This is a genomic window from Cohnella caldifontis, assembly GCF_029360585.1.
In the GTDB taxonomy this organism is placed as follows: Bacteria; Bacillota; Bacilli; order Paenibacillales; family Paenibacillaceae; genus Cohnella; species Cohnella caldifontis.
Genome location: NZ_JAQZSJ010000010.1, coordinates 23,224 through 42,846, shown reverse-complemented (window position 1 = coordinate 42,846; position 19,623 = coordinate 23,224). Strand labels below are relative to the sequence as shown.

Below are 19,623 nucleotides of genomic sequence, written 5' to 3'. Positions count from 1 at the left end.
GCCGGGAGGGGACCCTCATGTCCAAAGCCAAAGCCGCGAAGAAGAAAAGCACCCAAGGAGACGGCCGCGTGGTGCCGCAAATGAAGATCGTGCTGTCCGAGACGTGCGCCGTCTGCAAGACGCCATGCACGAGAGGGCTGAACTATTTGGCCCGCATGAACGAGCCGGGGGCCGTAGGAAACGGAGTGCCCTGCGTGCTCACGCTTCCGGCGGCCAAATAGAACGCCCGGCCAAGCCGCATGGGAACAAGCTCCAAAAAAATCCGCGTTTCCGCGCAACTTTCCGTACCGTGCCCGGTATAACCATGTACAGAGCCATGAGGACCACGGAGGTTGCGGTATGAAAATACGGAAAGTCCTGATTTCGGCCGTTGTGCTGACGCTTCTATTCGGCACGGCCGCGTTCGCGGAGTCCATTACGCAAGACATCAAGGTGATCGTCAATAAGAAGGGGGCGGACGACAACGGGGTTCTGATCGACAACCGGGCTTATTTGGCGGTCGGGACGCTGGCCAAGACCCTTCAGGCGTTCGTCACTTGGGACAACGGCGAGAAGAAAGTCACGATCAATAAGCCGAACGTCCATATGTTTACCATGATCGACAACCAGGCATTCATCGGCGTGCCGAAGGGCAAATACAAGTTCCGCGTGCACGCCCAGGTGGACAGCCTGACGACCGATATCGCCAGCTTGAAGTTCACGATCTCCGATCCTTACGGGGAGGAAACATTGATCGAAGCGCGGTACGCCGGCGACGAGAACTTCCCGACCGAGAAGGAAGACTTCATCCTGAACACGAAGGACATTTCCTATAACTTCAGCTCGGCCGGCCGTTACACCGTCCGCTTCTGGATGAAGCCGACCGGAGACGCGCCCATCCAAGTCGTGTCGGAGAAGAGCATCATCATCAAATAAGACGAAGTACGCGGCCAACGCCTTTCCGGTACCGGGAAGGCGTTTGGTTTGACCCTGCAGGGGGGACATGTTACGATAACTGGGGGAAATCCCCATTCACCGATGGAACGGAGGTTCGCCATGAGCGATCATGTCCATGACGAGAATTGCAATCACGACCACGACGACGACGCCGTGCTGGTCGTCACCGACGAAGACGGCAACGAACACGAAATGGTGCTCGTTTCCACGTTTGAAACCGGAGATCGCGCTTACGCCGTTCTGATCGACCGCAACGATCCGGAGGACGAAGGCGTTATTTTACGCATCGAGGAAGACGGGGAAGAGGAAGTGCTCGTCAATATCGAAGACGACGAAGAATGGGACCGCGTCATGCAGGCCTATGAGGCGTTGTCGGCCATGGAAGACGAGTAAGCCTGGACCGGGCGTCCGGAAGACGAGAAAAGGCTGCGAGCCCGCGAGGGCGGCAGCCTTTTTTTGTTTTCGTCGTTATTTGCGCGGATTGAAGTAAATCGTGCGGCCGTTGAACATTCGGACTTCCGCCTGAAGCCGTTTGCCGATCCACTTGCAGAGTTCGTTGCCTTTGGCCTTGTCCCCGTGCGTGCTTCCGTCCGGAAGCACGACTTGGATGGAGGGAACCGGCGTTCCGTCTTTCTCCCGCTGGGCGACGCCGATCACGATATTCCGGTAAAGCGGATTTTTGCCCTTGAGATAGAACCAGCTGTTCTCGGCCTCCGGTTTCTGCTGGATTTCGTAAGGAAACGCGGCGTCGGCGTAATCCCAGCCCAGCTGGCGTCCGGTGAGCTCCATCTGTTCCCGGTACTCCCGAAGCTGCTCCTTGACGCCGTCGAGGGTAATCTCGCTGACTGCGGATCCTGCTACAAGCGAAATGAAAGCGCTTTGGCTCATCGAAGGCCACCTCCACGCCCATGATAGCATGTTGCCCAAACTCTGGCAATGACGGGATCGGCCCGCTACTCGATAGCCGTTTCCTCGACGATGACTTTCACGTTCGTGATCGTGCGGTCTTCCGGTCCTTTGACCGGCAGGCCGACTTCGACGTGGTTGATGATATAATCGATGTTTTCCTGTGAAATGACTTCCCCGGGCAGCAAAATCGGAATGCCGGGCGGGTACACGTAAATGAACTCGGCGATGATGCGGCCCGCGGACTCGCGGAAAGGCACCCATTCGGTTTCGCCGTAGAAAGCGTCCCTCGGCGTGAGGGAGAGGTGGGGGATATCCGGAATTTCCACGGCGATCTCCCGGATCTCCGAAGCATCCTGATGCTCCGCCGACAATTGGCGCAGGGCCTCGACCAGAAGGTCCAGCGCTTCGCCGTCGTCTCCCGGAGTGACCAGGCACAAAATATTGTACATGTCGCTGAGCTCGACCTCGATCCGGTACCGGTCGCGCAGCCAGTTCTCGGCGTCGTAGCCGGTGATGCCGAGATGCCGGACATGGATCGTGAGCTTCGTCGGGTCGTAATCGTAAGTGGCTTCGTCGCCGAGAATTTCCTCTCCGAAGCAATAGAGGCGCGGGATTTCGTTAATCCGCGCGCGCGTCCGCTGCGCCAGTCGGACCGTCCGTTCGGCCAGTTCCTTGCCGCGCAGCGCGAGCTGCCTGCGGGCCGCGTCGAGCGAAGCCAGCAGCGGGTAGGACGTCGAGGTGGTCGTGAGCAGGCTGAGGATCGTCTGTACCCGTTGGATATTGATCAGGCCGGCTTTCACGTTCAGGACGGAGCTCTGGGTCATGGAACCGCCCAGCTTGTGCACGCTGGTCGCCGCCATGTCCGCCCCGGCCTGCATGGCCGAAATCGGAAGCTGGTCCGAGAAATGGATCAACGCCCCGTGCGCTTCGTCCACGAGCACGGGGATGTCGTATTCGTGAACCAAGTCGACGATTTCCTTCAAATTGGCGCAGATGCCGTAATAGGTCGGGTTGATGACGAGCACCGCGGCGGCGTCCGGATGGCGTTCGAGCGCCCGGCGCACCGAGCGGGTCGTGATCCCGTGGTCGATGCCGAGGTTATGGTCGCGCACCGGAGACAGGAACACCGGGCGGGCCCCCGCGAAAATGATGGCGGAAAGCACGGATTTATGGACGTTGCGGGGCACGATAATTTTATCGCCGGTTCCGCATACGGATAAAATCATGGCCATGATCGCGCTGCTGGTGCCCTGAACGGAGAAAAACGTGGCGTCGGCCCCGAACGCGTCGGCTGCCAGTTTCTGCGCTTCGAGAATGACGCCGACCGGCTGGTGCAGGTCGTCCAGCGGCGCGATGTTGATCAGGTCGATGGAGAGCGCGTTTTCGCCGATGAAATCGCGAAATTCCGGATCCATGCCGGCCCCGCCTTTATGGCCGGGAATATGGAACTGGACGGGCTTACGCTCCGCATGGCGGCGAAGCGCGTCGAATAAAGGGGTGCGGGAATGGTCCAAAGCGGCTCCCTGCCTTTCCGTTAAGGCTTATATCGTTGTCGAACAAGGTAGAGTATAGCAAAAACAGGGGGGAAATCAACCGAGATCGGGTTTGTCACGAAACCGTCACCCGTTCCCGTTTGGTACTCGCGCGGCGGGTGTGCTACCATTTGGTTGTTCGGTCTGCAGGTCGATTCTGGCAGAGGAGAGGTCCCGCTCGTGAAAAGCAAGTTGATCATCGTCGGATTGATGCTGTTCACCGTATTCGTCGGCTTCGGCATCATTATACCCGTACTTCCGCAGCTCGTTGCGGACGTCAGCCCGGAAGCCGCCAATTGGCATACGGGTCTGATGCTGACGTTATACTCGCTCGCTTCGTTCTTGATGTCCCCCGTGTGGGGAAGTTTGTCGGAACGGCTAGGCCGGAGGCCGGTCATCATGACGGGCGTGCTCGGCTTCTGCCTCAGCTTTCTTCTGTTCGGGTTTTCCGGAGACCATCTTTGGCTGATGTACGCGTCGCGCATCCTGGGCGGCATCTTCTCCGGAGCCGTGACGGCGAGCATCGTGGCCTACGTGGCCGACGTAACGACGAACGAGGAAAGAACGAAAGGCATGGCCGTCGTCGGGATGAGCATCGGCATGGGCTTCACCTTCGGCCCTTTGTTCGGCGGCCTGCTCAGCAAGATTACCCACCACACGCCTTTTTTGGCCGCGGCCGCGCTGTCGCTCGTGACGTTCTTCGCGGCTTGGCTGAAGCTGAAGGAATCGCTCACGCCGGAGAAACGGGCGGAAGCGCGGCTCAGACCCCGCGTATCGCGCTGGACGGCGTTTCGGGGCCCGCTGAAGTTCCTGTATTCGCTGGCGTTTTTCGTCACGTTTTCCCTGGCGATTCTCGAAGCGACGCTTCAATTGTACGGCATGGAAAAATTCGACGTGACGCCGCTCAAGGTGGGCTATATGTTCTTCTTCTGCGGATTGGTCGGCGCGCTGGTGCAGGGAGGCGTCGTCCGGCGGCACGTGAAAAAGGGGCAGGAAGGCCGTTACATCGCGATCGGACTCGTGTTCTCCGCGGCGGGATTCTTCTTGCTGTTGACCGCGACGAGCTGGGTGCTGGCGTCCGTCTATCTCTGCGTTTTCGGGATCGGCAACGCGCTCCTTCGCCCGTGCGTCACTTCCTTGATCACGCAGAAGACGACCGTGGACCAGGGCACCGCCTCCGGACTGAGCTCCTCGATGGACAGCTTGGGCCGGATCGTCGGACCGCTGCTCGGATCGTCGCTGCTCGGCGTCACTTCTTGGCTGCCTTTCGTCGTATCGGGCGTTTTGTCGCTCGGCGCCCTCGGACTGCTGGCGGGGTTCCGCAGCATGGACCGCGCGCAAGCGGCCGAGGCGGCTTGATACGCCTGGCAAAACTTGGCGTTTGACAGGCCGATTGCCGCGTGATATGATATTTTTCGTTGCCGCTCCGTAAGGGCGGGGGCGAAATTGCGGTCGTGGCGGAATTGGCAGACGCGCTAGATTCAGGTTCTAGTGGTGTAACAGCCGTGGAGGTTCGAGTCCTCTCGACCGCACCATACTTATCCATTTCAGGGGTTTCAGCTCATCCGGCTGGAACCCTTTTTCGTTTTTTAACTCGGTTAACAAGTCGATGGGGATAAGGGGTAAAGATATTACATACTTTTACATTTTCCGACATTAATCTACTCGTTCAGTATTTGTTCAGGGGGGTCAAATAGGATGAAAGGCAGGGAAGTGGAGTGACAACTAGGCCTTACGGCGCATAAACGAGGGATGAGAAGATGAAACGGAACTTGGCTCTTTGGACAGCGATCACACTCTTGCTTTCCATGTTTTACGGCTTTTGCGGCACCGCGAGCGCATCGACGGATTTCAGCGTGGTACCCGCCAGCGCGGCGGGCGACACGGAAGCTAACGCCTTGGTTCAAGAATTGGTCGGAAACGGGTTGGTTTACTCGGACGCCAAGATGACCGGCGCCGCGGCGGCATTCGGCGTCATGAACGGCGGCGCCTCGACGATCGGTTTCAACGACGGCATCGTGTTAAGCACGGGCACGGCTGCCGGCATCGTCGGGCCTAACGTTCATAAAGGGACCGATCCGAATAATCCCGATTTCATGAGCAAGGAATATAACACCAGCGGCGTATCGGAATTGGATACATTGGCGGGTGCGACCACGAAAGACGGAGCGGTGCTTGAGTTTACGTTTGTTCCGGAGAGCGATCATCTGTATTTTGAATTCGTGTTTTCTTCGGATGAATACAATGAATATATTGATTCCGAATACAACGATGCGTTCGGTTTTTTCGTGAACGGCGAGAACGTCGCCAATATCGGAACGGATCCGATCACGATTAACACGGTGAACGGATCGAAAAACTCCGGCTATTTTATCGACAATACCGATGCCCACCTGGACACGGAGATGGACGGGTTAACGACCGTCATCCGCATCGATGCCAGCGTCATTCCGAACGTGCCCAATACGATGAAAATCGCGATCGCGGACGGAGGAGACGCGGCTGCCGATTCGAATGTCATCATCAAGTCGGGCAGCATGTCCGATCAAGCGCCGCCGGCCAATCATGCCCCGACGGTATCCATCGATCATCCATCCGTCGATCAGGCGGTGAACGGAAGCGGATCGGTTTCGATTTCGGGAACCGCAAGCGATACCGACAATGATGACGTTACCGTATCGGCGGCGGTCTACGGCGTGACGAAGACGGCGTCGGCGACGGGCGGCACCTGGACGCTGACGTGGGATGTCGCCGCGGATAGCGTCGGCGAGGGAAGCTACGCGAATATCGAAGTTTCGGCTAGCGACGGCAACGGCGGAACGGCTGCCGCCACGTATACCGGTACGATTACGGTCGATATGACGGCGCCGACGGTGACGTCGGCAGGCGTATACCGCGCGAATCCGAATAAGCTGGTTGTCCGCTTCAGCGAACCGGTGAGCTTGACGAATGCAGCAGGCTTTACGGTGAACGTCGGCGGACAGACGGTCGCCATCGACGCGGTGAGCGGCGGCGGCACGAACGAGCTGACGTTCACGCTGCACGGTCCGGTGTCGGACGGGCAGACGGTTACGCTCAGCTACGCTTCGGCCGGCGGCAACGCGGCGGATACGGCAGGCAATCAGCTGGCGGATGTCGTCTCGCAAGCGGTGACGAACAACTTGCGCAACGTTGCGCCGGTCGTAAGCGCGATAACGAAAACCGGTCAAGCGGATCGTGCGATTTCGTTTACGGCGGCTGATTTCACGGGCGCCTATCAGGACGCCGATTCCAACGCCCTTCATTACATTAAAATCGTATCTTTACCCGATCATGGCGTCCTTTGGGCAGGCACCGCCGAAGTCGAAGCCGACGATGAAGTCGCTTTTTCGGAATTGGCATCCTTGAAATTCGTGCCGACGGCCGGATGGTCCGGTACGACAAGCTTCCAATGGAAAGCAAGCGACGGAACCGACTTGTCGCTCCTTCCTGCAACCGTTACGCTGCAGGTAACGGCGATTCCGACTCCCGCACCGTCAACGTCGACACCGGAAGCACCCGCTGCATCACCGGCGCAAGTCGAAGAGACAGGCGTCGAAATTATCGTAAACGGCAAAATCGAGGAGAAGTCCGCGACGGCCACCGTGTCCCATAACGACGGGAAGTCGACCGTCACGGTCGCGATCGATCCGACGAAGCTGGACGAGAAACTGCGGCGCGAAGGTACGGGCGCCGTCGTCGTGATTCCCGTGAAACGCGATTATGACGCGGTCGTCGGCGAATTGAACGGCCAGATGGTGAAGAACATGGAGAATCATGCGGCAGTACTTGAAATTCAGACCCTTGAAGCTGCCTATACGCTGCCCGCAAATGAAATCAATATCGACGCGATTTCCGGCAAGTTGGGGACCGCGGACCGACTCCAGGATATCAAGATTCGCATCGAAATCGCCGCGAGCTCGGACGCCAAGGCTCGGTTGATGAAGGATTCGGCAGCGGCGGGGGGCTTCGCCGTCGTCGCGTCTCCGCTGGACTTCACCGTAACGGCCACTTACGGGGGCCGCCAGGTAGAAGTCAGCCGGTTCAACGCCTATGTCGAACGCAGAATGCGGATACCCGACGGCGTCGACCCGGCGAAAATCACGACGGGCATCGTATTGGAACCGAACGGAAACATTCGCCACGTACCGACGAAAGTCGTCCAAGAAGACGGAAACTACTACGCGATCATCAACAGTCTAACCAACAGCACCTATAGCGTCATTTGGCATCCGAAAACGTTCGAGGACGTAGAGAAGCATTGGTCCCGGGCCTATGCGAACGAGATGGGTTCCCGTCTCGTCGTCGAAGGGATGGACGACAGTCGCTTCGCGCCGGACAAGGCCATTTCAAGGGCGGAATTCGCCGCCATCCTCGTGCGCGCGCTCGGGTTGAAGGAAGAGAGCGGCCAAGCCAATGGATTCAAGGACGTGAAAACGGGCGATTGGTTCGCCGATTCGGTCAACACCGCGTTCGCTTACGGCTTGATGACCGGATACCCGGGCAACGATTTCCTCCCCGGGAGAACCATTACGCGAGAAGAAGCGATGGTCGCCATCGTAAAGGCATTGAAGTTGGCTGGGCACCCAGCGGCCACGAAAGCGCCAGGCGCATCGAATGCGGCTCTTGCGAAGTTTATCGACGCGGAGCAATTCTCCGCATGGGCGCAATCGTCCGCGGAAATATGCGTTGCCAGCGGCATCGTACAAGGCGACGCGAAAGGCATGGCGCGGCCGAAGGCGGTCGTTACCCGGGCCGAAACGGCGAAGATGGTCATGGACATGCTCCAAACGGCAAGATTAATTTGATCTTTCCTCCGACATGAAGGCTCGCCCTTCATGTCTTTTTATTTTTATTTCAGATCTTGCCGCTATCATGGACAGGGAAACAACGGCACCATTTCCGGACGAATTGTGTTATTTTGGTAGAAACAAGTCGGTTGGCGGAGGGGCAAACCCGATGAGGAACACCGTTCTCGTGGCGGACGACAGCCGCGAAATCGTCCGAATGATCGCGGATGAGCTGGAACGCGAAAATTTCGGCGTATTGTGCGCCTATGACGGAAAGCAGGCTCTGCAGGCGATGATGGACAAGCACGTCGACTCTCTCATCCTCGACATCATGATGCCCGGGATGGACGGCCTCGAAGTGTGCCGGCGGCTGGGCAACGAGAGAAATATCCCGATTCTTCTCTTAAGCGCCCGCGACCGCGAGATGGACCGGATCATCGGGCTCGAAGTCGGTCAACGTGCCGGTTTGTCGTAAGCCGGATGGGATTCGATCGATACTTCTTCGGGAAGCTCTTTGTTCATGCTCGGCACGCTCCGCGGCTTATACGCGATCACGTCCGAGGAGTAGATCGCGACGCGCATCGCGCCTCCGCCCGCATAAGCCCGGATCAGGACCGGCTGATTGTAAAGGTTGCGGAACGCGAAATCCGGACCGCCCCAGCTCACCGTCGCGTCGCGCCCGGGCGGCACGTACGGGACGTGCCGGCTGTGGGAGTACCGGGAGACGATCGAAAGCCCGGCGCGGTCGGCGGCGTTGAACAGCGTCGAGGATACCTGGCAGATGCCTCCCCCGATATCTTCCGCCAGTTCCCCCCGCACGATGACGGGAGCGCGCTTATACCCTCGCGCGACCGTGCGGATGCCAACCGTTTCGTTAAACGAGAACGATTCGCCGGGAAATACGACCCGGCTGTCGATCGCTTGCGCGGCCAAGGCGATATTATGGGCGCGGCTGCGATTGCGGACGTTGTAATAGGTGACGTAAAAGCCGATTTGCTTCTCGCGCAACCCGGCCAGCAGCTCGCTGTCGACTGCCGCGTATGTTTTCCGCACCGGAACGGGAAACGCGGACGGGCCGCCGCCGTAAAACCCGGCGAAAAACCGCTCGGCGAACGCGGAGGTATCGAGCCGGAAGCCGTTCCGTTCGGGCACGATCGCGCCGGAAGAACCGATCCGGGCATTCACGGGGGCTTGGTACAACCGGCGTTCCAGATCGCTCTGCAATCGGCCGAACTTGTACGGATCGATGAAGGACGTCCCGGGAAGCGAGTAAGTTTCGCGGTCCGCGTGCACGATGACGGGGGCGCGTTCGGGCGCGGGCGGCCGATCGGCCGGCGTTGGCTGCCCCTGTTGCGGCAACAGAAGCAACGCCGCGCCGATCCAAGGGAGGAAAGGTAAACTACCGTTCATCTTCGCTCACGACACTCCAACTCTTTTTGGGGATAACCGCATTTCCTTAGTATGGACCGGGCCGTCCCCATTCTTTCGGGCTTTTTCTCAATCCCCAACCTCTTCCATCCACTCGAACGGATCGGGCAACCGCCCCGTCTGGATTCCCGTTAGCGTATCGTAAAGCTTGGCGGATAAAGCGCCCGCCGTCCCGTCGCCGACGGTCAATTTCTCGCCCTGCCAATGCAGTTCTCCCACGGGTGATATCACGGCGGCCGTACCCGTGCCGAATATTTCCTTGAGGGAGCCTGCGCGATGTGCCCGAACGACCTCATCGATGGAGATCGGCCGCTCTTGGACGGCGATATTCCAATGGTCAAGGATTCGGATCACGGAGTCGCGGATTACGCCCTCCAAGAAGCTTCCGGTGAGCGCCGGCGTCACCACGGTGTCCTCGATTCGAAAGAACACGTTCATGCTGCCGACTTCCTCCACGTATTTTCGGTACGTGCCGTCCAGCCAAAGCACCTGAGCGCACCCGCGCCTGGAGGCTTCTTCCTGCGACTTTAAACTTGCGGCATAGTTGCCTCCGGTTTTGGCGTTGCCTACACCGCCCGCAACCGCGCGAACATAGCGGGATTCCACGTGGATCGAAATGGGATGAACTCCTTCCGAGTAGTACGCGCCGACGGGCGAGAGGATGATTATGAACCGATAGTGGCGAGAAGGCGCGACTCCAAGAGCGGGCTCTGTGGCGATCACGAAAGGGCGAATGTAGAGGGAGGTTCCGGGTTCGAAGGGGATCCAGTCCCGGTCGATCCGCAGAAGTTGCATGAGGGCTTCGAGCACCGTCTTCTCATGCAGCGGAGGAATGCATAAACGCTCGTTCGAGAGATTCAACCTCCGAATATTCATCCGGGGGCGGAAGATTTGGATTTTTTGCTCCGCCGTTCGATACGCTTTTAGTCCTTCGAATACCGTTTGCCCATAATGGAACGTTTTGGCGGACGGGTCCAACGAGATGGGTTGGTAAGGAACGATGCGCGGTCGGTGCCAACCGGGGTCGGGCTCGTATTCCATGATGAACATATGGTCGGTAAAATATTTTCCGAACCCCAACTCATTCGCCTGCGGCTTCGGTTTGGGCGTTGTCGTCCGTTCGACGGAAATCGATTGAAGCAAGGCAGTCATCTCCTTCCAGATGGTTAGTTGAATCATACGCTTGCCGGAAATATATTGGAAATATTCTTTTTATCGATAAAATATACCTATAAAGTATGGGATAGGAGCGGGGTTCAAATGGACATCCGGCAGCTTCGCTATTTTTTGGCCGTAGCTGAAGAAGGCCAAGTCACCGGCGCGGCCAAACGATTGAATATGGAGCAGCCTCCTTTAAGCCGTCAGATGAAGCTGCTCGAACAGGAAATGAACGTCACGCTGTTCGATCGAAGCGGAAAGCGGTTGACGCTTACGCATGCCGGGGAGCTTTTGCGCCAAAGAGCCGAGCTGCTGCTTCAACAGTTCCAAGAGACGGTGAAAGAAGTGCAGGAATTGGACGAAGGCATCAGAGGCGTACTCTCCGTCGGATCCGTCGTCTCCTGCGTGTCGCTCCTGCCGCCGAGAATCGAACGGTTTCGGGGAAAATATCCGGAGGTGACCTTCAAAATCCGGGAAGGAGACCACTTCCTGCTTGGGGAACAGCTGGAAAAACGAAATATCGAGCTCGTGATCGCCCGGCTCCCTTTCGAAGCGGCTGGGGTTCCGGAACATTACGACGTCCTTCCGCTGCCTCCCGATCCGTACGTGGCCATTCTCCCCGGATCGTGGCGTCCGCCGTCGCCCGAGCCCGGCTTAGACTTACGCGAGCTGGCGAAGTATCCTTTCATTACGTTAAAAAGCGACCAGACGACCGGCATGCATGCGGCGGTCGTGAAGGAATTCCATCGATTCGGCTTAACGCCGCGCATTCTTTGCGAATGTTCCAGCGTCTCCATCATTATCGCGCTTGTCACCGCGGGTATCGGCGCCACGATTTTGCCGAAGTCGGTTACGGCTTCATTCCCTCTCGCCAGCATCGCCGCGTACGAACTCACGGATTCCGACTTTCGCTCCGAAGTCGGCATCGTGTGGTTGAAGGATCGTTTTCTTTCCAAACGCGCGCGGAGGTTCATCGATATGTTCGTTGACTGAAACGATAAAAAACCGCTTTTCCCGGCTCTTGCGAAGCCGTCGGAAAAGCGGTTTTTCCCGTTCGCGCGCTCCTTATCCCTTCACCGCGCCGGCCGTCAAGCCGCCGATGATGAACCTTTGCGCGAAGAGATAAAGGATAACCACGGGCAGCGAGGTCAGCACGAGATCGGCGAAGATCAGGTTCCAGTCCAACAAGGAGAGAAGCCCCGGCCACTGACGCGTTCTTGTGAGCAAGGCACAAAAATTCCCGGTCATCACGATGAACGATGGACAATGACGGCTCTTCACTCGCGTTATATAATGTAACAAGATTGCGAATTAACGTTACATGAAAATAACGTGAGGGAGGATGGGACTATGTACATCCAGGCACAACCATATCCTTTCCCCTATAACGGGGATTTCAGGGCCGATAACACGGCGTTGGTCATTATCGACATGCAAACCGACTTCTGTGGAAAAGGAGGCTACGTGGACCGGATGGGCTACGACCTTTCGCTCACGCGAAGGGCGATCGAGCCGATTTCCCGGCTGCTGGAAGCCGCCCGGGCCATTCCCGGGTTCACCGTCATCCATACCCGCGAAGGTCACCGAAGCGATCTGTCGGATCTTCCGGCGAACAAGCGCTGGCGCAGCGAACGGATCGGCGCGGGCATCGGGTCGATGGGGCCGGCGGGCAAGATTTTGATCCGGGGCGAGCCGGGCTGGCAAATCATCGAGGAGCTTGCCCCGCGGCCTGGCGAGATCGTCATCGACAAGCCGGGCAAGGGGAGCTTCTACGCGACGGATCTGGATCTGATTTTGCGGACGCGGGGCATCGCCAATTTGCTGCTCGCCGGAATCACGACGGACGTGTGCGTGCACACGACGATGCGGGAAGCGAACGACCGCGGGTACGAGTGCCTGATTCTGGAGGATTGCACCGGGGCGACGGATTTCGGCAACCATCAGGCGGCTCTCCATATGGTCACCATGCAGGGCGGCGTGTTCGGCGCCGTATCCGGATCGGCTGAAGTGCTGCCGGCGCTGCGCCATCTGGCCGGCGATCAGGCGTAAGGGGGCGGCGACGGTGCCGAAAGAACTTCCTTCTATCCTTACGATCGACTGGCTGAGGACGGCTTATGCCCGGCGGGAATGGACGCCCGACGAGGTCGTGCGCGCCATCGTGCGGCGGGCGGAAAAAGACGGCGATTTCCGCGTCTGGATTACGCCGCCCCATTACGATGCGATCCGGCCGTATCTCGATCGCTTGTCCGCCATGGACCCGGCGGCATGCCCGCTATGGGGGGTGCCGTTCGCCGTCAAGGACAACATCGATTGGTCGGGGATCACTACCACCGCCGGTTGTCCGGACTTTGCCTATGTCCCGGAAGCGAACGCCGCGGCGGTTGAACGGCTCCTCGCGGCGGGCGCCATCCCTCTCGGCAAGACGAACCTGGACCAGTTCGCGACGGGGCTCGTCGGCACGAGAAGCCCGTACGGGGAGGCGCGCAACGCGCTCCGCCCCGAATTGATCAGCGGCGGCTCCAGCTCCGGCTCCGCCGTCGCCGTGGCGCGCGGACATGCGGCCTTCGCGCTCGGTACCGATACGGCCGGATCCGGGCGCGTGCCTGCCGCGCTGAACGGGATCGTCGGCTGGAAGCCGAGCCTGGGCGCCTGGCCCGTCCGCGGAATCGTTCCCGCCTGCGCAAGCCTGGATTGCGTGACCGTTTTCGCTTGCCGCCTCGGCGACGCCTTGGCGGTGGACCGGGCGGTTCGGGGGCCGGATCCGCTTGATCCTTGGTCGAAAGCCGCGCCGCCGCTCTCTCCTCGGCCGCCGATGAGAATCCTCGTGCCGGATATCCGGCTTGCGTTCTTCGGTCCCTTCGCGGAGCCTTATGAGGAGGCTTGGAACCGGTCGTTGGATAGACTCGCTGCCCGAGGCTTCGAACTGGTCCCGACGAATATCCAGCCTCTGCTCGAGGCGGCCGAGATGCTGTATGAAGGGCCGTTCGTCGAAGAGCGGTGGGCGGGACTGGGCGATTTCGTCGAATCTCATCCCGGCAGCCTTCTTCCGGTGACGGAGAAGGTGCTGCGCTCCGGCGCGACGCGCGGATTCGGCGCCGCTTCGGCATTCCGGGCGATGCATCTGCTGCAGGCCCGCAAGCTGGAGGTCGGCCGGATGCTGCGGGATGCGGCGCTGGCGCTGCCGACCGTCGGCGGCACCTGGACGAGGGAAGACGTCCGCGCGGATCCGATCGGAACGAACAGCCGGCTGGGCATGTACACGAATCACTGCAACCTGCTGAATCTGTGCGCGGCTGCCGTACCGGCAGGCGAGGCGCTGGAAGGGTTGCCGTTCGGGCTTTCGTTCTTCTCCGTTTCCGGCCGGGAGGATTTGGCGTTCGGCGCGGCGGCGGCGTTTCTGGGCGAAGACCTGGGAGCGGAGCCGGTTCCGGTCTCTTCGGGCACGACTCTGGTCGCGGTATGCGGCTTGCATATGCGGGGGTTCCCGCTCGAGCGGCAAATGGAAGCGTGCGGGGCGCGATTCGTCAAAGAAGCGCGCACCTCGAGTCAATACCGGATGTATGAATTGCCGACGACTCCGGCCAAGCCGGGACTGGTCAAGCGGCCCGGAGAAGGCTCCCCGCTCCGTCTGGAAGTGTGGGAGATGCCGCTGGCGTCATTCGGCCCGTTCGTCGCGGCGATCCCTTCCCCGCTGGGCATAGGCAAAGTGGAGCTGGAGGACGGAACGGAAGTACCCGGCTTCCTGTGCGAGAGTTACGCGGCCGCAGGGGCTTCGGACATCACGGCGCGCGGAGGCTGGAAGCCGGAACGGCAGGCCAAACGATGCGATTAGGATTGCGATTGCGGAGGAACCTTCAAGCCCCCGTTGAAACCGGGTGCTTGAAGGTTTCTTTTTGATTTGGTGTAAATATCGTGTCAGGTTTATAAGCGAATTACAATTTAACGCTCAAAATTATATTTTTCTAACATAAAGAATCGCATCATGAAATGTAATATAATCGTTTATGTAAACAAATCGTCTTATGAATGTAATGTAAAATGACATTAATGGTGGTGGGGCTCATGGAACCAACTGACCTATCGTCCTCGAACCCTTATCTCCTGGAAGCGATCGGTCTGACGAAACGGTTCGGTTCCTTGACGGCGAATCTGGGCGTCAACCTTAAAGTCCGCCGCGGCTCGATCCATGCGGTGCTGGGAGAAAACGGGGCCGGCAAAAGCACGCTCATGAAAATGCTGTACGGCGTTTACGCGCCGGATGACGGGCTCATTCGCATGGACGACGAACGGGTGGTCCTTCATCCGCCGATGAAAGCCCGGGGGAAAGGGATCGGGATGGTCTTCCAGGATTTCCGGCTCATCCCGGCCATGACCGTGCTCGATAACGTCGCGCTCGCGGTATCCCGGGAAGGATGGCGCTTCCGCCGCAAGGAGCTGCGCGAGCGGATCCTCGAGGTGTCCGCGAAATACGGTTTGGCGGTCGATCCCGCCGCGGAGGTGTGGCAGCTGGATCTTGGCCAGCGGCAGCGGCTCGAAATCGTCAAAACGCTCTTGGTCCCCCATACGCGGCTGATCATCTTCGACGAACCGACCAGCGTGCTCGTGCCGCAGGAAGTCGACGCGTTCCTGAACATGCTCGGGATGCTGAAGCGGGACGGATACGGGATCTTGCTGATCACGCACAAAATCAACGAGGTGATGGCGTGCGCCGATGAGGTGACGGTGCTGAGGGGCGGGCAGGTGGCGTATTCGGCCCGCCGGGAGGAAATCCCGGACGGGGATTCCTTGATCGCCGCCATGATGGGCGGCAAGGAGCTCATGCCGATTTCCAAGCCGCGGGCGGAATCGGAGGCGCCGAAGCCCGAAGCTCTGACGTTGGAACGGATCGTGATCAAGGGGGATCACGGAGAAACGGTGCTGCAAGAGGCGGAGATGTCGCTGAGGGCGGGCGAAATCCTGGGCGTAGCCGGTATTTCAGGCAACGGCCAGCGGGAGCTTGCCGAGACGCTCTTCGGACTGCGGCGGCCGTCGCAAGGCGTACTGCGGATCGGAGACCGGGAACTGCAAGGCCGCGGAGTCCAAGCGTTCATGGAAGCGGGGGTCAGCTTCGTCTCGGAGGATCCGCTGAAGGAGTCCGTCGTGCCCGGTCTCAGCATTCTCGAGCATATGGTGCTGGACGGGTATCCGCTGGCGCCAAAGCGGCTCGGCGTCGACTGGGCGCGGATCCGGAGCCGGCTGAGCGCGAGCCCGGAAGCCAAGGCGTTGGCGCTCGCCGACCCGGACCGGAAAGCCGACCGCCTGTCCGGGGGCAACGTGCAGCGGATGGTGCTGACCCGCGCGCTCGTCCGCGGACCTCGGATTCTCCTCGTGAGCTATCCGAGCCGCGGCCTTGACATCGGCACGACCCGGACGATCCAGCAGCGCCTGATCGCGCTGGCGGAACAAGGAACGGCCGTGCTTCTGTTCTCGGAGGACCTGGACGAATTGTTCAAGCTTTCCGACCGGCTGGTCGTCTTGGCGGGCAAACGGCTGCATGGGCCGTTTCGTCCCGCGGAGACCGATGCCGCGGCAATCGGAAGGCTGATGCTGGAAGGAGGAGAGTCCGCATGAAAACGGACACGACCGGCGCCGTCCTCGTGCCCGCGGACACGGCGCTGCGTCTGCGCGAGAGAATCAAGCCGGCGGCATGGACGGCGGTTATCGTCCTGGCCCCGTTCGTTCTTTACGGCTTGTTCTTGTCCGCTTACGGGATCAATCCGATTCAGCTGTATGTGACCATGGTCAAATCCGCGTTCGGCGACCTGTACGGTTTCGGGGAAGTGCTGATCAAGGCGACGCCGATCCTATTGACCGGGCTAGCGGCCGCGCTGCCGGCGAAAGCCGGGCTCGTCAACGTCGGAGGGGAAGGGCAGCTGGCCATCGGCGCCCTGTTCTCCACTTGGTTCGCGGTTTTCTATCTGAACCAGGCTCCGGCTTGGATCGGGATCCCGGCGATGCTGCTGGCCGGCGCGCTCGGCGGCGGGGTATGGGCGGCGATCACGGCTTTTCTCAAGGTGAAAGGCCGGCTCAATGAGACGATTACGAGCTTGCTGCTCAACTACGTCGCCACATTCACGGTAGGTTTCTTCGTGCACGGCCTGCTCAAAGACCCCGGGTCGTTCAACTGGCCCTTCTCGCCGGAAATCTCCCCCGCGCTCCGGCTGCCGGTTTTGAACGGAACCCGGCTGCACGTCGGCTTCGCGATCGCCGCCGCTCTTGCCGCGGTCGTCTGGTTCGTGCTCGCGAAAACCCGATTCGGCTTCCGCATCCGCGTGTTGGGCGGCAACCGGCTTGCGGCGGAACGGGCGGGATTCCGGCTGAACGCGATGTACTTCTGGGTGCTTGTGGCGGCCGGCATGCTGGCGGGGATCGCGGGCATGATCGAAATCGCCGGGATCGAAGGCCGGCTGCGTCCCGCCACCGGAGCCAATTACGGTTATCTGGGTTTTCTGGCGGCTTGGATGGCTTGGAACCACCCGCTTCGGCTGATGTTGACGGCGTTCCTGATCGGCATGATCGGGGTGGCGGGCAATTCGCTTGAGATCGGTTCGGGTCTGCCTTCCTCCTCCGTGCACATCCTGATGGCCCTGGTTCTGTTCTTCCTGCTCGGCGCCGGAAGGAGGGGGAAGCGATGATCCTCTCGGATATTCTCGCGGGGGCGCTGCGGTCCGGCACGTCGGTCATGCTGGCCTCCCAAGGGGAACTATTGTCGGAGCGGGCCGGGGTGATCAATCTCGGCACCGAAGGCTCGATGCTCGGCGGCGCGATGGGCGGCTTCGCCGTTACCGTCTGGACCGGGAACCCTTGGCTCGGAACCTTGGCCGGCGGCCTGTGCGGCCTGCTCGTCGCCGCGATTCACGCCTACCTCGTCATCGTCCGCAAAGCCAACCAATTGGCGACCGGACTGACCCTGATGTTCTTCGGAATGGGGATCACCGCGTTTTTCGGACGCAGCTTCGTCAGCGAACGGATCGTCGGGTTCAATCCCGTTCCGATTCCTTGGCTGTCGGATATCCCGTTTCTCGGCGATGTTTTGTTCCGGCACGACCCGCTGACCTACTTGTCCATTCTGCTCGTCCCCTGCCTTTGGTTCCTGCTGTTCCGAACCCGGCTCGGCATCATGCTGCGCGCGGCGGGCGAGCGGGAAGAAGTGCTGTTCGCCAGCGGAATCAACCCGAAGCTTGTCCGAGGCGCGGCGGTGCTGGCCGGCGGCTTCCTGGCGGGAATCGGCGGCGTCCAGCTGTCGGTCGCCTACACGCACAGCTGGGTGGAGAACATGACCCAAGGCCGGGGAGTCGTCGCCGTGGCGCTGGTGATCTTCGCGTCATGGAAACCGGCCCGGGCCATGCTCGGCGCCTACTTGTTCGGGGCGGCGCAAGCGCTCCAATTGACCGTCCAGCAGCAGGGCTTGCCGATTTCGCCGTTTTTCCTGTTCATGCTGCCTTATCTGCTGACGATCGCGGCGCTTCTTCTCGTGGAACGCAGAAGGCAAAGTTCGACGCCCGAAGGCTTGGGCCGCGTGTTTAGCGGCGAAGCGGGCGGGTAACCGGAGCTTCACGCCATTGTCTATATACATGGAGGGAAACCAATGAAAACGAAGAGTTCGAGGAAGTTCGCCGGCATTTTCCTGATGTGCGTCCTGCTGTTCGCAGCCGTTCTAAGCGGCTGCAGCCAACCCGGCTCCGGCCAAGAGCGCCCGGAAGCGTCCGGGTCGGCCCCGGCTTCCGCCCCGGCGGCATCCGCCGCTCCGGGTACGGGCGGCACCGCGGTCGGGTTCATTTTCGTCGGCACGAAGGACGATTACGGCTATAACCAGGCGGCATACCTCGGCAGCGAGGCGGTGGAGAAGGCGTTTCCCGATCTGAAGGTGCTGCGCGCGGAGAACGTACCGGAGACGGCGGAAGCCGAACGCGTCATGGAGCAGATGATCAAGGACGGAGCCAAAATCATTTTCCCGACTTCCTACGGACATCTCGATCCGGCGCTCAACGTCGCGAAACGCCATCCGGACGTCGTCTTTTTCCACCAGGGCGGCTTGAAAACGGCGGACAATCTCGGCACTTATTTCGGCACGATCTGGCAGCCCGTATATTTAGCCGGCGTCGCGGCGGGCAAAATGTCCAAATCCGGCAAGCTCGGGTACATCGTATCGGTGCCGATTCCGCAGGTGCTGCTGAACGTCAACGCGTTCGAGCTCGGGGCGAAGTCGGTAAACCCGAACGCCTCGACGTCGGTCGTCTTCACCGGCAGTTGGTGCGATCCCGGCCAGCAGGCTAACGCGGCGAACTCGCTGATCGACGGCGGCGTAGACGTGCTGACGCAGCATCAAGACTGCACGAAGACGGTCATCGAAACCGCCGAGCGCGCGGGAATCAAGACCGTGGGCTACCATGCGGACGCGTCGCCCCTGGCGCCGAACGGCTGGATTACCGGCTCCGTCTGGAACTGGTCGGACCTGTTCGTCGATATGGTCAAGACGGCGGTGGAGGGCAAGTTCAAAGGGAGCAAGTACGACGGTAAATACCGCGGCACGATCGCGGACGACGTCGTGCGGTTGACGGATTTCGGCGCGGGCGTTCCGGACGACGCGAAGCAGTTGGTCGAGGAGAAGAAAAAGGGACTGCTGGACGGTACGCTGAATCCGTTTAAGGGGCCGATCGAGGATCAATCGGGCGCCGTCAAAATCAAGGACGGGGAGACGCTGACGGTGGAGCAGCTGGAATCGATGGATTATTTGGTCAAGGGCGTCGTCGGCAACATCCCGAAGTGACGCAAGACGCGTTCCTCGCGGGCGCGGGGTTGGAAAAGTTCCG

17 protein-coding genes, 1 tRNA gene and 1 pseudogene are annotated in these 19,623 nt (G+C 60.1%); 14 read left to right on the top strand and 5 right to left on the bottom strand.

The annotated features are described in order from the left end of the window. Nucleotides 1-17 precede the first annotated feature (17 nt). The 3 genes from PTZ19_RS14950 (at nucleotide 18) to PTZ19_RS14940 (ending at nucleotide 1,329) form a co-directional block, all read left to right on the top strand. Nucleotides 18-221, top strand: coding sequence for a hypothetical protein (locus PTZ19_RS14950; protein WP_276355880.1), 204 nt, complete (start codon nucleotides 18-20; stop codon nucleotides 219-221). A 118-nt stretch (nucleotides 222-339) separates the two neighbouring features. Continuing rightward, nucleotides 340-915: a stalk domain-containing protein gene (locus PTZ19_RS14945; RefSeq protein WP_276355879.1), complete on the top strand. Its 576-nt coding sequence runs from the start codon at nucleotides 340-342 to the stop codon at nucleotides 913-915. Between the two features lie 120 nt (nucleotides 916-1,035). After that, a complete protein-coding gene (locus PTZ19_RS14940; protein ID WP_276355878.1) occupies nucleotides 1,036-1,329 on the top strand; it encodes a DUF1292 domain-containing protein in 294 nt (97 codons plus the stop codon). Nucleotides 1,330-1,404: 75 nt separating this feature from the next. On the opposite strand, the gene PTZ19_RS14935 is transcribed toward PTZ19_RS14940, so the two are convergent. Further along, nucleotides 1,405-1,824, bottom strand: a complete 420-nt coding sequence (locus tag PTZ19_RS14935; RefSeq protein ID WP_276355877.1) for a DUF1885 family protein — start codon at nucleotides 1,822-1,824, stop codon at nucleotides 1,405-1,407. 65 nt (nucleotides 1,825-1,889) lie between these two features. Then, nucleotides 1,890-3,359 carry an aminotransferase class I/II-fold pyridoxal phosphate-dependent enzyme gene (locus PTZ19_RS14930; protein WP_276355876.1) on the bottom strand — a complete coding sequence of 490 codons (1,470 nt, stop codon included), beginning with the start codon at nucleotides 3,357-3,359 and terminating at the stop codon, nucleotides 1,890-1,892. A 198-nt stretch (nucleotides 3,360-3,557) separates the two neighbouring features. On the opposite strand from PTZ19_RS14930, the gene PTZ19_RS14925 reads away from it, so the two are divergent. From PTZ19_RS14925 to PTZ19_RS14910, 4 genes are all read left to right on the top strand, one after another. Continuing rightward, on the top strand, nucleotides 3,558-4,736 hold the full coding sequence (locus PTZ19_RS14925; protein ID WP_276355875.1) for an MFS transporter: 1,179 nt from the start codon (nucleotides 3,558-3,560) through the stop codon (nucleotides 4,734-4,736). A gap of 89 nt (nucleotides 4,737-4,825) precedes the next feature. Then, a tRNA-Leu gene (locus PTZ19_RS14920) sits at nucleotides 4,826-4,912 on the top strand. A gap of 225 nt (nucleotides 4,913-5,137) precedes the next feature. Continuing rightward, a complete protein-coding gene (locus PTZ19_RS14915) occupies nucleotides 5,138-8,203 on the top strand; it encodes a choice-of-anchor L domain-containing protein (protein ID WP_276355874.1) in 3,066 nt (1,021 codons plus the stop codon). A gap of 151 nt (nucleotides 8,204-8,354) precedes the next feature. Then, a complete protein-coding gene (locus PTZ19_RS14910) occupies nucleotides 8,355-8,660 on the top strand; it encodes a response regulator (protein ID WP_276355873.1) in 306 nt (101 codons plus the stop codon). Here the strand turns inward: PTZ19_RS14910 and PTZ19_RS14905 are convergent. Both PTZ19_RS14905 and PTZ19_RS14900 read right to left on the bottom strand, forming a co-directional pair. Beyond that, entirely contained in the window at nucleotides 8,639-9,595 is a 957-nt protein-coding gene (locus tag PTZ19_RS14905) for a VanW family protein (protein WP_276355872.1), read from the bottom strand. The genes PTZ19_RS14910 and PTZ19_RS14905 overlap by 22 nt on opposite strands. An 87-nt stretch (nucleotides 9,596-9,682) precedes the next feature. After that, nucleotides 9,683-10,756, bottom strand: coding sequence for a branched-chain amino acid aminotransferase (locus PTZ19_RS14900; protein WP_276355871.1), 1,074 nt, complete (start codon nucleotides 10,754-10,756; stop codon nucleotides 9,683-9,685). Between the two features lie 117 nt (nucleotides 10,757-10,873). On the opposite strand from PTZ19_RS14900, the gene PTZ19_RS14895 reads away from it, so the two are divergent. Then, the gene (locus PTZ19_RS14895) at nucleotides 10,874-11,764 is read left to right on the top strand and encodes a LysR family transcriptional regulator (RefSeq protein WP_276355870.1); all 891 of its coding nucleotides are present in this window, start codon (nucleotides 10,874-10,876) and stop codon (nucleotides 11,762-11,764) included. A 72-nt stretch (nucleotides 11,765-11,836) separates the two neighbouring features. Here the strand turns inward: PTZ19_RS14895 and PTZ19_RS14890 are convergent. Then, a pseudogene (locus tag PTZ19_RS14890) lies at nucleotides 11,837-11,953 on the bottom strand (carbohydrate ABC transporter permease); the annotation flags it as partial. Nucleotides 11,954-12,121: 168 nt separating this feature from the next. Here PTZ19_RS14890 and biuH point away from each other — a divergent pair. From biuH to PTZ19_RS14860, 6 genes are all read left to right on the top strand, one after another. Beyond that, nucleotides 12,122-12,820 carry a biuret amidohydrolase gene (gene biuH, locus PTZ19_RS14885; RefSeq protein ID WP_276355869.1) on the top strand — a complete coding sequence of 233 codons (699 nt, stop codon included), beginning with the start codon at nucleotides 12,122-12,124 and terminating at the stop codon, nucleotides 12,818-12,820. Between the two features lie 13 nt (nucleotides 12,821-12,833). Continuing rightward, complete coding sequence (atzF, locus tag PTZ19_RS14880) at nucleotides 12,834-14,603, top strand: allophanate hydrolase (RefSeq protein ID WP_276355868.1); 1,770 nt, start codon at nucleotides 12,834-12,836, stop codon at nucleotides 14,601-14,603. Between the two features lie 230 nt (nucleotides 14,604-14,833). Then, nucleotides 14,834-16,381: an ABC transporter ATP-binding protein gene (locus PTZ19_RS14875; RefSeq protein ID WP_276355867.1), complete on the top strand. Its 1,548-nt coding sequence runs from the start codon at nucleotides 14,834-14,836 to the stop codon at nucleotides 16,379-16,381. Further along, entirely contained in the window at nucleotides 16,378-17,445 is a 1,068-nt protein-coding gene (locus tag PTZ19_RS14870) for an ABC transporter permease (protein ID WP_276355866.1), read from the top strand. Before PTZ19_RS14875 ends, PTZ19_RS14870 begins: the two co-directional genes overlap by 4 nt. Beyond that, nucleotides 17,442-18,356: an ABC transporter permease gene (locus PTZ19_RS14865; protein ID WP_276355865.1), complete on the top strand. Its 915-nt coding sequence runs from the start codon at nucleotides 17,442-17,444 to the stop codon at nucleotides 18,354-18,356. The genes PTZ19_RS14870 and PTZ19_RS14865 overlap by 4 nt, the downstream gene beginning before the upstream one ends. A gap of 42 nt (nucleotides 18,357-18,398) precedes the next feature. After that, on the top strand, nucleotides 18,399-19,580 hold the full coding sequence (locus PTZ19_RS14860) for a BMP family ABC transporter substrate-binding protein (protein ID WP_276355864.1): 1,182 nt from the start codon (nucleotides 18,399-18,401) through the stop codon (nucleotides 19,578-19,580). Nucleotides 19,581-19,623: the final 43 nt, after the last annotated feature.

What these genes read in the sequence shown, in the direction of transcription:
- PTZ19_RS14905 (WP_276355872.1), bottom strand. Translation starts at nt 9,595, where the DNA reads ATGAACGGTAGTTTACCTTTCCTCCCTTGGATCGGCGCGGCGTTGCTT.
- PTZ19_RS14860 (WP_276355864.1), top strand. Translation starts at nt 18,399, where the DNA reads ATGAAAACGAAGAGTTCGAGGAAGTTCGCCGGCATTTTCCTGATGTGC.
- PTZ19_RS14950 (WP_276355880.1), top strand. Translation starts at nt 18, where the DNA reads ATGTCCAAAGCCAAAGCCGCGAAGAAGAAAAGCACCCAAGGAGACGGC.
- PTZ19_RS14870 (WP_276355866.1), top strand. Translation starts at nt 16,378, where the DNA reads ATGAAAACGGACACGACCGGCGCCGTCCTCGTGCCCGCGGACACGGCG.
- PTZ19_RS14915 (WP_276355874.1), top strand. Translation starts at nt 5,138, where the DNA reads ATGAAACGGAACTTGGCTCTTTGGACAGCGATCACACTCTTGCTTTCC.
- PTZ19_RS14935 (WP_276355877.1), bottom strand. Translation starts at nt 1,824, where the DNA reads ATGAGCCAAAGCGCTTTCATTTCGCTTGTAGCAGGATCCGCAGTCAGC.
- PTZ19_RS14875 (WP_276355867.1), top strand. Translation starts at nt 14,834, where the DNA reads ATGGAACCAACTGACCTATCGTCCTCGAACCCTTATCTCCTGGAAGCG.
- PTZ19_RS14865 (WP_276355865.1), top strand. Translation starts at nt 17,442, where the DNA reads ATGATCCTCTCGGATATTCTCGCGGGGGCGCTGCGGTCCGGCACGTCG.
- biuH (WP_276355869.1), top strand. Translation starts at nt 12,122, where the DNA reads ATGTACATCCAGGCACAACCATATCCTTTCCCCTATAACGGGGATTTC.
- PTZ19_RS14945 (WP_276355879.1), top strand. Translation starts at nt 340, where the DNA reads ATGAAAATACGGAAAGTCCTGATTTCGGCCGTTGTGCTGACGCTTCTA.
- PTZ19_RS14940 (WP_276355878.1), top strand. Translation starts at nt 1,036, where the DNA reads ATGAGCGATCATGTCCATGACGAGAATTGCAATCACGACCACGACGAC.
- PTZ19_RS14895 (WP_276355870.1), top strand. Translation starts at nt 10,874, where the DNA reads ATGGACATCCGGCAGCTTCGCTATTTTTTGGCCGTAGCTGAAGAAGGC.
- PTZ19_RS14910 (WP_276355873.1), top strand. Translation starts at nt 8,355, where the DNA reads ATGAGGAACACCGTTCTCGTGGCGGACGACAGCCGCGAAATCGTCCGA.